This is a genomic window from Paenibacillus sp. MY03, from assembly GCF_002165585.1.
GTDB classification, from domain to species: Bacteria; Bacillota; Bacilli; order Paenibacillales; family Paenibacillaceae; genus Pristimantibacillus; species Pristimantibacillus agaridevorans.
The window spans coordinates 252,192-267,545 of record NZ_MXQD01000007.1 but is presented as its reverse complement, the minus strand read 5'-3'; the positions used below and the strand labels follow the sequence as shown (position 1 = coordinate 267,545).

Here is a 15,354-nt window from a genome sequence, read left to right as displayed (position 1 = left end):
CCATGAACGTTAGAAAAAAAACGGCGATAATCATATCGGCAATGCTTGTATTTTTAACAGCTTGCGCAGGCAACAATTCAAATAACGGAGCGCCTGCGGGCAGTCCTGCCGCCAATGGCACTGAAACGAATACGCCTGCGAATGAGGAAGCGACATCCATCAGCATGCTGACAGGAGTCTGGGGCCAGCCTCCGGCTGATATCAAGAACAGCTCCATATTCAAAAAGCTGCAAGAAGAAACAAACACGGTACTGGATATTCAGGTTGTTCCGGTATCCAACTACGATCAGAATCTCAATCTGGTTATGGCTGCGAACGGCCTCCCGGATCTTGTGCATGCATTCAACAGCAAGGCGCCTACTTTGGTAAAAGCGATAAATCAAGGGGCTTTCCACGATTTGAGCGAGTTCGACTTGAGCGCCTACCCTAATATGACGGAAATTCCGGAGTTGATCTGGAACAATTCGAAGATTAACGGCAAAATTTATGGCATTCCAAGTCCCGTTGGGTTAAATGCCGACGGTTTCATGGTGAGAAAAGACTGGCTGGACAAGCTTAATCTGAAAGCTCCGACAACATTAGAGGAGTTAAGAGAAGTGTTGATCGCCTTCCGCGAGAAGGATCCAGACGGCAATGGCAAAAAAGACACTTACGGATTAGTCGGGAGAGGCCTGTCCCTGCTTGGGGCATTTGGCGTCCATGAGCCGCAATTTGAAGATGATATGATGTTGTTGAACTGGATGACGGATAACTATAAGGAATACTTGGCGTATATGAATGATCTGTATGCCAACGAAGTAATGCCGAAAGAGTACTTCCTGATGAAAAACAGCGACATGAAAAATATGCTTGTCCAAGGACTTGGCGGCATGTACAGCACTCCTCTGCATGCAGCAGGCGAATATACGGTAGACATTCAGAAAAAACTTCCTGAAGCCAGCTTCACGAACCTGAGTCCGATCCAGGGACCGGGAGGTTATACGGGCCAACAAAAGCTGGGCTACTATGGCATGTGGTTAATCCCGTCCAGCGTGGATAAGAAGAAGGTTCCGCAAATTCTGGCTTACTTGGACAAAACCGCTTCGGAGGAAATCAACAATCTGATCAATTATGGAATCGAAGGCGTTCATTACGACAGCATAGAGGGCCAGAAAGTAAACGATACGGAAGCCCAGGTCAAGCTGCGCGACGAAGAGGCGGGACAAGGCACGATCGTGTTCCTTAACAAATACAGACCGTACAATGACGTTACCAAAAACGGTTTCACGATTGACGGCCTTGAAGAAGAGTTAATTAAAAGTATCGATGAGCACATTGAGCTTACTTCCGCTAGCCTGTTCGACACGCTGATCTCCGAAACGTATTCGGACCGTTATGCGGACGTATTTAAGGATTTGGATGCTACAATCGTTAAAGTTACGACCGGCGAAGCCAGCATGGAAGATTGGGATAAATACGTGGCGCAATTGAAGGCAAATCCAACGGTTCAGCAAATGATGAAAGAATTTAAAGCGCAATATGATCTTATGAACGGCTAGATGACATCATAATGGAGGCCTGGGGGATTCTCCCGGGCTTCCTGTCTATGCAAAAAAACGACTTTACTGGCTTGCTATATGAGGCGGTTTTTAACCCGCACCTCGTCCTGCAAGACTTAAACGTCTGCCGGATGAAGGGAAGGTGGGGGAAAGATGATTCGCTTATTAAAGCAACTGCTGAAAAAACGGCGTTCCAAACAATATTTTTACAGGCTGATTGGTTATGGACTTGTATCTGTCGTGGTGCCTATTATTCTTATTTCCTCCATTAGCTATAACATAACGATAAACAATATGGAGAAACAAAATTATCAGGCCCGGATGAATATGCTGGGGCAGCTGCAATCACGGGTAGACGAACGATTGGAAGCGGCAAGGAAAGCGTTGTATTCTCTGGTGTTTGATGCGGATCTTGTCAGGGCAGCCCAAACGAACAGCAGCTCGTTAAGCTCCCAGCAAATGATGGACGCGCAAGAAAAGCTGGCTCTGCTCAATCAATCCATTGAAGGCAGTTATGGCGTGTCGTTTTATTTCGTCGACAGCAAAGCGGTGTTGTTTAACGACAGGTATATAACGATGCTGGATCAGGAGTGGATCTCCGATTATCCAAAGCACGGACCGATTGGCGAGTGGCATTACCAGACAAACGCTAATTTTCGCGTCGTTTCCTATACCATCGCGCTGCCTGCTTTCTCCAAGACGCCCCGGGCTTATTTGACTGTGCATATGAATCACAATGCATTTGCCGATATTTTAAGGGATATTGATTTTATTGAAATGGGCGACTTGTACTTTTTGGATACCGAGCTTCAGCCTATTTTAAGCAGAAAACAGGGGAACATCGATGGGAGTCAAGCAGCGAAGGGACTCGAATGGATCAAAGGGAATGAGCGGCAATTCGACATTTGGAAGGACAAGCCGTCCAATCTAACCGCGCTTTATATTCAATCGGAGAAGACCGGCTATTATACGGCTCTATTGATTCCCCTAAATGCTCAGGCTGGATTTGTAGCCGAGATTATTTGGGTAACCATCTTGATCAGCCTTTTGGCCATTGTGACGGGCGGAGTCATCATCTACATCAATTCGAGAAGGCTGTATGCCCCTATTTATCAATGGTTGAAAGCCGAAAATTACGCTCTGGAGGGCCAGATCGACAACAAGGACGAATGGTCTTGGCTGCGTGCCAGATGGCAATTACTCAAAGAGGATTTGCAGATAAACGAACCGGTACTGAGAAGATCGTTTTTGTCTGCTTTATTGGCCGGCTATTACTCCGAATCGGAAAAAGATTTGCCTGATTTGTTAAAACGGCACAAAATTCCCCACGATCAAAAATGTGTTGCCTTTATTATCGATGCCGGGGATTATCTGTTATACAAAAGCTTTAAAGTGGAAGATGAAGCTTTGGTTCACGCGGCGATGTCTAATATTTTCGAGGACTTGATCCGCCATTATCATCTGGAGGGCGATTCGTTTAGAAGATCCGAGGTCAATCAAACGATCTTCATCTTGTATTATCCGCGAGATCTAAGCGATGCGCAGGCGGAGCAGGTAAGCAAGCAGATTACGCAGGCGCTGATTATGTCGATCAAGACGTATCTGAAATTCCGGGCTACCTTAGGTTTAGGAAGACTCAGGCATTCCGTGTTCGAGCTAAGGGACTCCTATTTAGAAGCGATAGAAGCCTTGCAGTATCGCATCATCCGAGAGGATGAACAAATTTTGGATATAAATGATGTGATAAAAGTGAAGGATCGGTTCGAATATCCCTTTGATACAAGCAAAAAAATCGTGAAGGAGCTCCGGAGCGCGAATCAGTCGGAGGTGGAAAGCAGCTTCAACGAGTTCGTGGAAATCATCCGACTAAAAACGTATTCGGATCAAACCTACCGGCAAATCTTCCTGATGCTCTATGACGCCATGATTCAAGGGTTGAACTACTTCTCTTACGAAGCGGTTAACGAGCTGCTCAACAAAAACGGCTATGAAAAAATACTCAAAGCACAGTCCTTTACAGAGATCGAACAATGGTTTAAGCAAGAATGGATTATCTCCTGCTTCCTGCTGATCGAACGGGAGAATGAAAGTAAAGGAACGCAAATCATCGAATCGGCCAAACAATATATCGCGATGACTCTTGACCAAGATCATTCTTTAAATCTCGTAGCGGAGCAAGTGAACTTGAATCCTTCTTACTTCAGCAGGTTATTCCGCAAAGAAACGGGCCAAAATTTCTTGCAATATGTGGCTTCTATCAAGATAGATGAAGCGAAGAAGCAACTCGAACAGACGGATGATCCGATCTACAATATTGCGGAGAAGGTGGGGTATACGGAACAGACCTTCCGAAGAGTGTTCAAGAGTCAGACGGGAATGTCGCCGAATGAATATCGAAAGAGCTTGCGGTCGTAGAACCTTAGTCAGGTATACAAACAGAAGAGGTGTGGAGCGTTATGGAAATTTCCTTATCGGCCATGGAGTGGCAGGTAAAAGGGTTTTGGCCTTGGGTGCCGATGCTGCGAAACAGTGCGGAAACCGGCATGGAGCTCATGGGAGTAACGGATTGGATGCCGGCAACCGTTCCGGGAGGCGTGCATTACGACCTGTTCCGGGCGGGGCTGATCGACAATCCGTACCAAGACAATAACAGTCTTCTGTGCGAATGGGTGGAGCATCGTTGGTGGGTATATAAGACGGAGTTTCCCCGGCCGGATGTTGAAGGCGAGAAAATAGAGCTTATATGCAAAGGCTTGGATTATGAAGCTATCATTTATATGAACGGCCAGTGGCTAGGGGAGCATAAAGGCATGTTCCACCCGGCCGTTCTGGATGTAACGGAGGTACTTAAGCAAAAAGATACGGTCCAGCTTATGATGATTCTCAAGCATGTACCGGATGAGATGGGGCAAATCGGAAAAACGTCGCAGACCTTTACCCAAAAGAGCCGTTTCAACTATAAATGGGATTTCTCGACGCGGCTGGTCAATATAGGGTTATGGGAAGACGTAGTCTTCAAGGTTCATCAATCCCATTCCATGGACAATGTCTATGTAAGATCGGATGTGGATTCCGAAGGGGAAGGCATTATAACCGTATCGACGGATATTCGTTCCTATAGAAGTATCGCGGGACAATTGACAATCAGCGTGATCCTGTCGGATCCGCAAGGAAATCAGGCAGGCGAGCAGGCGGCGGTCATTCCTGCCGACGACAGCTCATACTCCACCGAGTTTCGGATCCAAGCTCCCGAATTGTGGTATCCCAACGGATACGGTGCACAGCCTTTGTATGAGATGCGTATTCTCCTACATCATGGAGAATCGTTGCTCGACGAAAAAATATACAAGGTAGGAATTCGGAGCCTGAATTACGTCAGCAACGTGGACAGTCCCGAGGAGGCGCTCCCTTATACCGTTGTCATCAACGGCAAGAAAGTCTATATCAAAGGCGTCAATATGACGCCGCTTGATCATTTGTACGGTAATGTCAGCTTATCCAGATACGAATGGATCGTTCGTTTGGCAAAACATGCCAACATCAATATGATTCGAGTATGGGGAGGGGGAATTGTCGAGAAGAAGGAATTTTTCGACTTATGCGACAGGCATGGCATTATGGTCTGGCAGGAATTTATTCAATCCAGCTCCGGTATCGATAATGTCCCTTCCAAGCGGCCGGAATTTCTTGCGTTGCTGGAGCAATCCGCTATTGCGGCGCTTAAGGACCGTCGGAACCATACAAGCTTGAGCGTCTGGAGCGGCGGCAACGAGCTGATGAGCGAATCCCGAGTGCCGTCGACCTATGAGGATGAGAATCTGTCCATGTTGAAGGCTCTGGTCGAAGCCTATGATCCGCAGCGGTTGTTCCTGCCTACCTCGGCTTCCGGTCCCGTCGAACATATTACCCGGGAGAAGGGCGTAAGCCATGATATACACGGATGGTGGAAGTATGAAGGAAATCCGAATCATTATGAGCTGTATGGAGAGTCGGATAACTTATTCCATAGCGAGTTCGGAGTCGATGGCTTAAACTCGGCAAAGAGCATTCGGAAATGCTTGAGCGAGACGCATCTTGCTCCTGCGTCCATGGAGAACAGCAGCGTGTGGCGCCATCATGGAGAATGGTGGGATACCTACAGCCGCGAGCTTAACATGTTTGGGGCCGTGCCTGACCTGGAGACGTTCGTCGCTTGCAGTCAATGGATCCAGTCGGAAGGATTGCGTTTCATACTGGAAGCGAACCGCAGACGGAAGTTCCGGAATAGCGGCAGCATTATTTGGCAATTAAACGAGCCTTGGCCGAACGTATCCTGTACGAACCTGGTCGATTATTACGGCGAAGGCAAAATGGCGTATTACTCGGCAAGGAAAGCATTCTCGCCAAACCATGTGTCGCTTGATTACCGTCGCTTAAACTATAAGCCTGGCGAGAGCTTTAAAGCAGGGATCTTTGTTCATCGCGCAGGTGGTTCGGAGCAATCCGCAGTGACTGCCCAGGTTCTTAACGCACACGGGCAACTGCTTCATGAACAGCAATTCCTGGGAGTTTCCGAAGCGGACAAAGCGCTTGAGATCGGCGAGCTTGTTTTCGAAGTGCCGCGAACGGGGGAGGAGCTGTTCTTTGTACGATTGACGCTGGAAGGCGCTGCATCGGGCGAAAACCGCAATCTGTATACTTTCTCCGTCAGGGATGAGGCCGTTTATGCGCCTGCGTTGGAACTGGAGGACTCCAGGCTTGATATAGAATTGGTTGAACAATGGACAAACGAGAGCTTGAGTGGTCCGGAGCACAACTATCGTTACCGGATTACAAATTCGGGCGCTGTCGTTGCTTTGCATCTCTATCCGGAAGAAACGAGCGACCGATTCTGGCTCCTTGCGGATGGGGCGTTCGAAAGTTTATTCCCAGGGGAGACGATCACGATGACGGTCACCTGCGTGGAGAAAAAAGGACTGCTTTTTGAAGCCCAACCAGATGAGACGGACTTATCGGTCCGCCCTGTCATCGAGATTAAAGGCTTTCAAAAGCGCTCGACCGTGGAATGATCTTTTGCCATCTCAGCTTGGAGGCGTTGCATGATGATTCAACCGAATATACTGCTTATTGTGGCCGACCAACTGCGTAAAACAGCGGTTGGCGCCTACGGAAACCGGGATGTAGAAACACCGGTTATCGACAAATTGTCGCGGGAGGGCGTAACCTTTTCGAACAGCGTATCTGCGTCGCCCGTGTGCGCGCCTTACAGAACCTCTTTGCAAAGCGGTTTATATCCGCACCAGCATGGAGTAAGGAGCAATGCGGATTTATTTACGCCTAGTTTTAAAGGCGTGGCGGAGTATTTCAGCGAGGCAGGTTATGAAACCTGTTTTGTCGGCAAATCCCATTTCGGCCTGGACGAGATCGAGGAAAAGGACGGATGGGTCAGACCGGAGCATCGACTCGGCTGGAAACACTGGTACGGAACGGGCGGCGACCACCACTGGGATACGCCGATATACGACGAACGAGGCATGCTGGACACGAAGTATTACGGCCGATATGGAGCCGAAGTGCGCAGCGAAATCGCGATGGACTTTATCGAGCGGCACCAAAGCAAGCCGTGGCTTTTGCAATTGAATTACAGCGAACCGCATATTGCCACGATGCCGGCCTTGTACGGTATGCCGGCAACGCGAGAATATATACGCGAGTTGAACCAAAGCCTGGAGCTTGGATTGACGGAAGAGATGCTGAATGTCGCCAATCCGTTGGCATTTTGCGGCACATTTCCTCAGTCGCTGCTGACCCAATTGCTTCCGCAGCGGTATTTGGATAGGTATGACGAAACGGAGTTGACGCTGGATCCCAATGTTCCTGAGCGTTTCCGCAAGCTCACCAGCATTTTTCTGAAGGAATGCTACGCGATGATCACTTGCCTTGACGAGCAGATCGGGCGTGTGATGGATTGTCTAGAGCGGACGGGAGAGTCCCGAAATACGATTGTCATTTTTACATCGGACCATGGCGATATGTTGAGTGACAATTTTCTGCGCGAAAAGAGCTTGCCGTACCAGAATGCTTACCGGACTCCATTTATCGCATGGGGGCCGGAGGCAGGGGTTCCTTCGGGAAAAGGGACGGACGCGCTTATCAATTCGGTGGACGTTATGCCCACGCTGCTTGAGCTGGCCGGCATAAAACCTTCAACGAATTTGCCCGGCGTATCGCAGGCGGCCTGGATTACCAGCGGGGAAGGCGTTTGCCAGCAGGATGTTTTGCTTGGCGTCGGAAACTGGCGAGCTTTGTTTGACGGGACGTATTTCTACGCTGTCGAGAAAAGGGATTCTACCGTAAAGGCCATCCGCCTGATTCATGCCCAAAACGACCCGTATGAAACGGAAAACCTCCTCGATGACGCTTTTGAGGGCGTCTATGTCGAACTTCAAAAACGAATGCATGAGCGTTTATTCGTTCGCTTGGCCGAGGTTCAAGATAGGGAGTTTGCAGACATGGATCGTTGATATCGACCATGGAATGATCTTTTGCTTTAGAGGAATGATAGTATTAACCAAAACACACGGCCTCGAATTTGCGGTTTGGTAAAATCGCAATTCGATGCCGTGTATTGGTTTAGGTGTATAGAACGATGGAACAGCTCATGTTGACAATTAAACAAAACATAGGATAATGAAAACATGCGAAAACATACATCATGGACATTACCGCTTGCTTCTGTACAATGGTTGTTTTTTATTTTTGCCAATACGGTCGTTGTTCCTCTATCTGTGGGCTCAGCCTTCGATCTGCCGACACATGATATAGCCGGAATTTTGCGAAGCTCTTTGATCTTTACGGGAATTGCTTGCATGCTGCAGGGGTTTATCGGCCACCGATATCCGCTTCTGGAAGGACATTCCGGAGTCATGTGGGGGTTAACGTTAACTTTAAGCGCATCTGCCTCTTCCATGGGCATGAGCTTGACATCGATTGGCGGAGGCATTGCCACCGGGATGTTGCTTGCCGGATTCGTTGTTGCGACGCTAGGGGCATTGAATCTCCTTGGCTTTATTCAAAAAATCTTTACGCCGATGGTCATGAATGTTTTTTTGTTTTTATTAACGTTTCAATTGATTTTAATCTTTTTCAAGGGCATGCTGAAGACCTCGTCAGATGGGGTATTGGACATGCCCGTAAGTTTGTTTTCCATAGGCATTGCCATATTCGTCATTTTGCTCAAAATAAAAGGGAAACCGGCGATCGGGAACTTTTCCATCCTTATCGGAATGGTCGTAGGCTGGATCTTGTATGTGCTTGTGTTTCCGTCAGGACAATCCGTTGACGTTGAGTCTTCACTAAGCTTCCCGATATTCCCGTTTGGAAAGCCAAATTTAAATGTCAGCATTATCGCGGTTACATTTTTGGCCAGCTTCGTGAATTTAAGCAATACGATCGCATCCGTCCGAGCCGTTTCTAATTTATTGCAGCAAAAAGCAACGGAAAGCCAATTGAGACGTTCGTATGTGCTAACAGGCTTGTTTTCTATTCCGGCGTCCGTTCTGGGACTGGTTTCATATGCGACATTTGCCTCTAGCATCGGTTTTTTGGAAAGCACAAGAAACTTCGATCGCAAACCCTTTTTAATTGGCGGAGGGTTGATGTCGTTGCTGGGGATAATCCCATTTCTCGGGGGAATTCTGGCAACCTTGCCTATAACAGTGGGGAATGCGGTATTGTTTGCCGCGTATTTGCAATTATTGGGGACATCCTTAAAAGGCATTAAAGGTTATGATTTCAATTCCGTTACGATTCATCGTTTGGCGCTCCCTCTTCTGGTAGGGGTCTGCATTATGAATGTAGACGCGACTCTGTTTAGCGGAATGCCCGCGCTCTTGCAACCTTTGCTTACGAATGGATTTATTATGGGTGTTCTATTATCGATATTGCTTGAAAAGCTCATCAATTGGGATAAAGTCGGCCCATAAGTACTCACTGTCTATCGGACCCGTTATGATTTTAAACCTGCCGATTCCTGTATTCGACAGGTTTTAAACCGGTGGTCCTCTCGAATATTTTACTGAAATATTTGGTATCTTTGTATCCAATCTGATTGCTGATTTCGTACACTTTAAGGTCTGTCTCCTTTAACAGGTGTTGGGCTTTGCTTATTCGTACGGAGGTTAAATAATTAAGAAAAGTAGTATTCGTTTTTTTCATGAACAGCTGGCTTAAGTAACTGGGATTAATGAAAAAAAGATCAGCTAAAGCGACAAGCGATAGATTTTCTGCATAATGTTCATTTATATAACTTTTAATGTCCTGGATCATTCCCTTTTGCCGGTGTCCTTCTGGCACTTCGGCATCAAGCGGAGCTTGCCCTGGATTAAATTTGCCGTACTGAGCTTGCAAGCTTGCAATTTGATCGTTTTTAAGGCGTTCATCTTCAATTTCAGTAATGGCTTGCCTAATACTTCTCTCTAATTCATGTTCGTCCACTGGTTTAAGCACGTAATTTAAAACGCCGAACTGAATTCCTTTTTGGGCATATTGAAAATCGGAATATCCGCTTAGAATAATGAATTTAATCGAATGTTTATTTTGCTTAAGCGCGGCAATCATCTCCAGACCGTTCATGTAAGGCATATTGATATCCGTAATGATGATATCGGGCTTCGTTTCCTCGGCTAACTTCAAGCCTGCTTCTCCATTGTATGCGGTACCTGCTACGATACAACGTAATTGCTCCCAAGGAATGATCTGTTGCAAGCCGCGCGTGATTCTGTTTTCGTCATCGACCAATAATACCTTGTACATGACAGGGCTCCTTTTACATTCAGATAGGGTTGACAGGAAAGGAGATCATTATATTTGTGCCTACGCCTGGAGATGAATCGATATGAAAGGCCAATGCTTCGCCGTAATGCAATTGCAGGCGTTCGACAACATTTTTTAGGCCCAGAGAATGGGTAGATTCCTCTTCGGCGCTTCGATCGTGCACACTAGTTCGAATGAACGCCAGTTCCTCTTCCGTCATCCCCTCGCCATCGTCTCTGATAGAGATCGTACAGCTATCAACGCCGATACTCCCATTAATATAAATATGATAATGACGGTCATGCCTCAGAAATCCATGAATAATACTGTTTTCTATCAAAGGCTGAAAGATAATTCTGGGAATCTGTATATCGAGCAATTGTTCATCAAGCTCTACATGCAGATGAAAACGGTTGTCAAATCGAATGTTTTGCAGGGCAATATAGGTATCTATATACTCCATTTCATGGCGAATTTGATTTTTGCGGTTCGATTTGTTTAAAGCAATCTGGAAAAGCTTGCCGAGTGTCTGGATCATCTTGGCTACGGTAGGGGCCTTGTTCAACTGCGCCTCCATTCGAATGGACTCTAACGTGTTGTTAAGCCAATGCGGATTGATCTGATTTTGCAAAGCAAGGAAACGGGCTTCGTTATGTTTGATTTTGGAGGCTAACACATCTTCAATGAGATGTTTGATCTGCACAATCATCTGATTATAGTGCTTCGTTAATGTACCAAGCTCGTCTGAATGCTGGGACCCCAGGATCGGACGATAGTATCCCTGCTCTACGTGTTTCATACTATAGATGAGTCTTTGAATGGGCCTTGTAATTTGATAGCTGATCCAAATCGAAGCGGGAATGATAATAACCAATATTAATAATGTAATCAAAATGGATAGGCGTTTATAATGTTCCAGTTGTTTATATAAATTTTTAACGGGGACGAATACGGCCACATTAATGCCCGTTGCCGAGGAACGATCCGTAATGCTTAGTATCGAGTTATCCAGCTCAGCGGGCCGGTTGATTATGGATTGATCTGATGCGCCATATTCGGGGCTTATATCGAATAGGAGCTCGTCATATTTATTGTAAACCAAAATTTGGGATTGATATTGATCGCGGATATCGAATAAACGGTTATCCATCGTAATCAGACTGGCGGAGGAGAGCTCAAACAAGATAACGCCGGCCATCTTTCCTTGTTGATCCTTGATTAGCCGCCCTGCAGTAAACACATCGAACTCCTTCTCCTTAAGCGTTGTCTTGCCATAATAGGGCGTGATAACGAGCTCGCCATTTGCCCTCAGAATCTCCTGAAACCATTTTTGTTCCAACAGCAATTTATAATCTGTAGGCGCATTAATATTGCCAGTAGAGTATGGTTTGCCCTCTTTACTTATGATTTGAACCGATTCCACGTAGGGAAGCTGGTCATAAAATCTGAGGAGCTGACGGGAAATCAACAGATTATTTTCAATACGTTCTCCGGTCGAATAAACCGACTCTCCTTGCAAATACGCGATCATATTGTAATCGCTGAATATGCTTCTCGAGGTGTAATCGATTTGAAGAATATAGTTGTTTAAGGTTGTATTCAGTTGTGAGACATACAACTGAATGAAATCCGTAGTGGAGGTTTGAATGGTCGTTTTCCCTTGCGAATATAAGGTTTGAGTAATAATCAGAATTGGAATGATACACAATACGAGAAAGTATAAGAATAACTTTTTGAAGAAGCTGATAGATTGAAATTTCTCCCAAACATATAGCAGCATGTATACTCTCTCCATTCGGACTGAAGCGTAGCATCAGTATAGAAGATTTAGTAGGGAGTGACAAGGCTGTACGGGCTGTTTGAAAGCGCTATCTAAAGGATGACGTACTAAATCATAAAGAATGTCGTATTTCATTCGATTTTCACGAGGCCTACAATTAAACAGAGAAAGACAATCCAAATTATTTAGACGGGGATAAGGTTGATGAGTGAGATGATTAAACAACAACGTGCCGAGTCTTTTGTATTTGTGGGCGAAGAAGCATTAAATCTGCGATATATGCCTTTGCGTCAAGGAGTTGTGGTCAGAAGCCATGCTGTAAAGGAGAATACGAATGATGAACATGTGATGTTCAAGGAGCATGTGGATTATGTAGTCGATTACGAACGCGGGGTCATAAGTCGTACGCCAAACAGTCGTATTCCGGATTGGTCCTTGCACCCCATGTATGGTATCAAACGTTTTGACCATACCTTGTACACTGATTATAGTAATCAAGCTTACACGGTGTATGCGCAATATGACTACATCGCAGAACATTATGAGGGTGAAATAGACCCTGCAATAGCCTCCTCTATTCTGCCCCAGACGTTGGCCAAGCTTCAGGCAGGCGAGCAAGCGACCTACACGGTATTGGGTGATAGCATCAGTACAGGGGGGGAAGCAAGCGCTGAGCAATGGACATTTTTCAGCAGGTTGTCGCGTTATTTATGTGAGCAATATGGTTCTGCATTGGGAGCAGACGTCGCCTTGGTTAATAGAGCAATCGGCGGTGAGACAAGCAGGGGTGGTTTGGCCAGGATAGAGCGCGACGTCATTCCAACACGACCTGATTTAGTAACGATAGGGTACGGTATGAATGATCAGAATGTATCTGCTAGAGGGCAAGATAGTGCTATACCATTATCTCAATTTGTAGAAAATATTGAAACGATGATCAAATGGCTGCGTGATCAAACTTCCTGTGACATAATTTTGGTTACTCCCTGCTCCCCAAATCCAGACTGGAAACGTACGAGCGGGAGAACCGTTGATTACGCTGCCGCACTATGCGAGTTGGGGGTAAGGTACAACGTGGGCGTAGCCGACACCTATGCTGTGTGGGAAGCAGAACTTGCTGCCGGCAAAACTCCGGAAAGCTTACTGCTTAACAATATTAATCATCCAAATGACTATGGGCATGAGCTTTATTTGCGGGCATTTTTGAAACTGTTGCATGGCAGATAGAAGTGATTGATTTTGGCTGTATTAGCTAATAGTTGTCTTACCAAACGATAAAGATTGTCGTATTTCTATTGCGAATGTCAGAAGCTACAATTGAAATCAATCAATTAATTGTGTTCACCGTTGAGAAGTCTGAGTTGGAAATGAGTGAGATATGATGCAAATGGCAAACAGATTGCACGAAACTAAGAAAGCGATTTCAAATGAAAGGATAAAGAAAAGAGGGGGCGCGAGAAATATTCGAAAATATTGGCCACTTTATGTGATGGTTCTGCCGGGCGTCGTGTTCTTAATTATGTTTCGGTACATTCCGCTCGCCGGTATTGTCATCGCCTTCCAGGATTATCTGATTTTTAAAGGAATTATGGATAGTCCGTTTGTCGGATTTAAGCATTTCCAGGCTCTCTTTGATTACCCTCAGTTCTGGAGAGTGTTAAAGAACACAGCCATTATAGGCTTATATAACATCGTGTTCGTCTTTCCCGTTCCGGTCGTTCTGGCGCTGATGTTTAATGAGATTCGAAATATCGTATTCAAAAGATCGCTGCAAACGATTTATTATATCCCTCATTTTTTCTCTTGGGTCATTATTGCAGGGCTCACGTTTGATTTTCTGTCTTCATCGGGAGTTGTCAATTCCGTTCGTGGGTGGTTCGGCCTGGATACAATCCTGTTCATGCAAGATGAATCATACTTTCGGATAATAACGGTGTTAACCAGTATATGGAGAGACGCTGGCTGGGGAACCATAGTATTGCTTGCCGCCATAAGCAGCATCAACCCCGAAATGTATGAAGCCGCCATGGTGGACGGAGCGAATCGAATCAGACAAGTGTTAAATATTACATTACCGTTAATTATGCCAACCGTAGTCATTCTTTTTCTATTAAATATTGGGAATTTCCTGGATTTGAGTTTTGAGCAAATTTATAACTTGCTGACACCAATGACCTATCCGGTCGGAGATGTGATTGATACTTATGTGTATCGGGTTGGAATTGTTCAGGGACAATACAGCTCTACGACTGCCATTGGCGTCTTCCAATCGGTAATCGGACTCGTACTGGTTGTCGTATTCAATCGATTGGCCAAAAGATATCAAGAGGATGGAGGGCTGTGGTAATGATCTCGTCGCGAGAATCCAGAGGTGATTTGATATTTCGATATACGAACGCTACCATTCTGGGATTGATATCTATCGTCATGCTTATACCTTTTGTTAAAGTTTTGGCCACGAGCTTCAGCGGACCTCATGCAGTGGGGGCAGGCCAAGTCTACCTTTGGCCGGTGCAATTTACATGGGCTTCCTGGAAGTACATTCTCGGTCTGGAGCCGCTATGGAGTTCTTTTTTCATTACCTTATTCGCAACGGTTGCAGGAACGTTCCTTAGTCTGCTGATTACAGCATTATTCGCCTATCCGCTCTCTAAGAATGAGTTCAAATTAGCGAAAATCTTAATGTTTATGATCGTGATTACGATGATCTTCCGCTATCCGATCATTCCGTACTTCCTTTCGCTGCGTTCGTATGGCTTGTACAACTCGATATGGGTATTAATTATTCCCTATACGGTTACTGCTTTTAATTTGATTATTATGCGGACCTTCTTCAAAGGGCTCCCGAAAGAGCTGGAAGAAGCTGCGCAGATGGAAGGCTGCGGATATTTCCAGCTGCTGTTCCGAATCGTCCTGCCATCCTCGCAAGCTGTAATTGCTACATTAGGGATTTTCTATGCGGTTGGGATATGGAATCAATTTATGATTCCGTTATTGTTTATCGAGGACCAATCCTTGTATCCGCTGCAGTTGAAACTAAGAGAATACATCGTGAATGTCGATATGGAGGCAGGCGGATTTGGAGAGATTCTGCCATACAGCAATGAGACGCTGCGATCTGCAACGATTATTTTTGCAACCATTCCTATTTTGCTCGTGTACCCGTTCCTACAGAAGTATTTCGTGAAAGGCGCCATGTTAGGTTCTGTCAAGTAATTCGAACCGGGTTGTTCAGTTGATTAT

At 45.8% G+C, this 15,354-nt stretch carries 10 protein-coding genes; 8 read left to right on the top strand and 2 right to left on the bottom strand.

Annotated elements, in window-relative coordinates; all coding sequences use genetic code 11:
* Nucleotides 1-2 precede the first annotated feature (2 nt).
* From B1748_RS08650 to B1748_RS08630, 5 genes are all read left to right on the top strand, one after another.
* Nucleotides 3-1,538, top strand: coding sequence for a type 2 periplasmic-binding domain-containing protein (locus tag B1748_RS08650; protein ID WP_179215482.1), 1,536 nt, complete (start codon nucleotides 3-5; stop codon nucleotides 1,536-1,538).
* A 153-nt stretch (nucleotides 1,539-1,691) separates the two neighbouring features.
* Nucleotides 1,692-3,953, top strand: a complete 2,262-nt coding sequence (locus B1748_RS08645) for a helix-turn-helix domain-containing protein (RefSeq protein WP_087567491.1) — start codon at nucleotides 1,692-1,694, stop codon at nucleotides 3,951-3,953.
* 41 nt (nucleotides 3,954-3,994) lie between these two features.
* Nucleotides 3,995-6,586: a glycoside hydrolase family 2 protein gene (locus B1748_RS08640; protein ID WP_087567490.1), complete on the top strand. Its 2,592-nt coding sequence runs from the start codon at nucleotides 3,995-3,997 to the stop codon at nucleotides 6,584-6,586.
* Between the two features lie 30 nt (nucleotides 6,587-6,616).
* Nucleotides 6,617-8,041, top strand: coding sequence for a sulfatase-like hydrolase/transferase (locus B1748_RS08635; protein ID WP_087567489.1), 1,425 nt, complete (start codon nucleotides 6,617-6,619; stop codon nucleotides 8,039-8,041).
* 174 nt (nucleotides 8,042-8,215) lie between these two features.
* Nucleotides 8,216-9,502, top strand: coding sequence for a uracil/xanthine transporter (locus tag B1748_RS08630; protein WP_087567488.1), 1,287 nt, complete (start codon nucleotides 8,216-8,218; stop codon nucleotides 9,500-9,502).
* A gap of 31 nt (nucleotides 9,503-9,533) precedes the next feature.
* Here the strand turns inward: B1748_RS08630 and B1748_RS08625 are convergent, their stop codons facing one another.
* Together B1748_RS08625 and B1748_RS08620 are read right to left on the bottom strand one after the other, a co-directional pair.
* Nucleotides 9,534-10,331, bottom strand: coding sequence for a response regulator transcription factor (locus B1748_RS08625; protein ID WP_087567487.1), 798 nt, complete (start codon nucleotides 10,329-10,331; stop codon nucleotides 9,534-9,536).
* A gap of 19 nt (nucleotides 10,332-10,350) precedes the next feature.
* On the bottom strand, nucleotides 10,351-12,111 hold the full coding sequence (locus B1748_RS08620) for a sensor histidine kinase (RefSeq protein ID WP_179215481.1): 1,761 nt from the start codon (nucleotides 12,109-12,111) through the stop codon (nucleotides 10,351-10,353).
* A gap of 204 nt (nucleotides 12,112-12,315) precedes the next feature.
* Here B1748_RS08620 and B1748_RS08615 point away from each other — a divergent pair, with 204 nt between their 5' ends.
* The 3 genes from B1748_RS08615 to B1748_RS08605 all read left to right on the top strand — a co-directional run bounded on the left by B1748_RS08615 (nucleotide 12,316) and on the right by B1748_RS08605 (nucleotide 15,327).
* Nucleotides 12,316-13,338, top strand: coding sequence for an SGNH/GDSL hydrolase family protein (locus B1748_RS08615; RefSeq protein WP_087567485.1), 1,023 nt, complete (start codon nucleotides 12,316-12,318; stop codon nucleotides 13,336-13,338).
* 292 nt (nucleotides 13,339-13,630) lie between these two features.
* Nucleotides 13,631-14,458 (top strand): ABC transporter permease, encoded by an 828-nt coding sequence (locus B1748_RS08610; protein WP_306299317.1) that lies wholly within the window; start codon nucleotides 13,631-13,633, stop codon nucleotides 14,456-14,458.
* Complete coding sequence (locus B1748_RS08605) at nucleotides 14,458-15,327, top strand: carbohydrate ABC transporter permease (protein WP_087567483.1); 870 nt, start codon at nucleotides 14,458-14,460, stop codon at nucleotides 15,325-15,327. Before B1748_RS08610 ends, B1748_RS08605 begins: the two co-directional genes overlap by 1 nt.
* The last annotated feature ends 27 nt before the right edge of the window (nucleotides 15,328-15,354 follow it).

Bases quoted from the DNA above. Each gene is read 5' to 3' on its own strand.
- B1748_RS08610 (WP_306299317.1), top strand. From the start codon at position 13,631: ATGTTTCGGTACATTCCGCTCGCCGGTATTGTCATCGCCTTCCAGGAT.
- B1748_RS08645 (WP_087567491.1), top strand. From the start codon at position 1,692: ATGATTCGCTTATTAAAGCAACTGCTGAAAAAACGGCGTTCCAAACAA.
- B1748_RS08635 (WP_087567489.1), top strand. From the start codon at position 6,617: ATGATGATTCAACCGAATATACTGCTTATTGTGGCCGACCAACTGCGT.
- B1748_RS08625 (WP_087567487.1), bottom strand. From the start codon at position 10,331: ATGTACAAGGTATTATTGGTCGATGACGAAAACAGAATCACGCGCGGC.
- B1748_RS08650 (WP_179215482.1), top strand. From the start codon at position 3: ATGAACGTTAGAAAAAAAACGGCGATAATCATATCGGCAATGCTTGTA.
- B1748_RS08640 (WP_087567490.1), top strand. From the start codon at position 3,995: ATGGAAATTTCCTTATCGGCCATGGAGTGGCAGGTAAAAGGGTTTTGG.
- B1748_RS08620 (WP_179215481.1), bottom strand. From the start codon at position 12,111: ATGCTGCTATATGTTTGGGAGAAATTTCAATCTATCAGCTTCTTCAAA.
- B1748_RS08605 (WP_087567483.1), top strand. From the start codon at position 14,458: ATGATCTCGTCGCGAGAATCCAGAGGTGATTTGATATTTCGATATACG.
- B1748_RS08630 (WP_087567488.1), top strand. From the start codon at position 8,216: ATGCGAAAACATACATCATGGACATTACCGCTTGCTTCTGTACAATGG.
- B1748_RS08615 (WP_087567485.1), top strand. From the start codon at position 12,316: ATGAGTGAGATGATTAAACAACAACGTGCCGAGTCTTTTGTATTTGTG.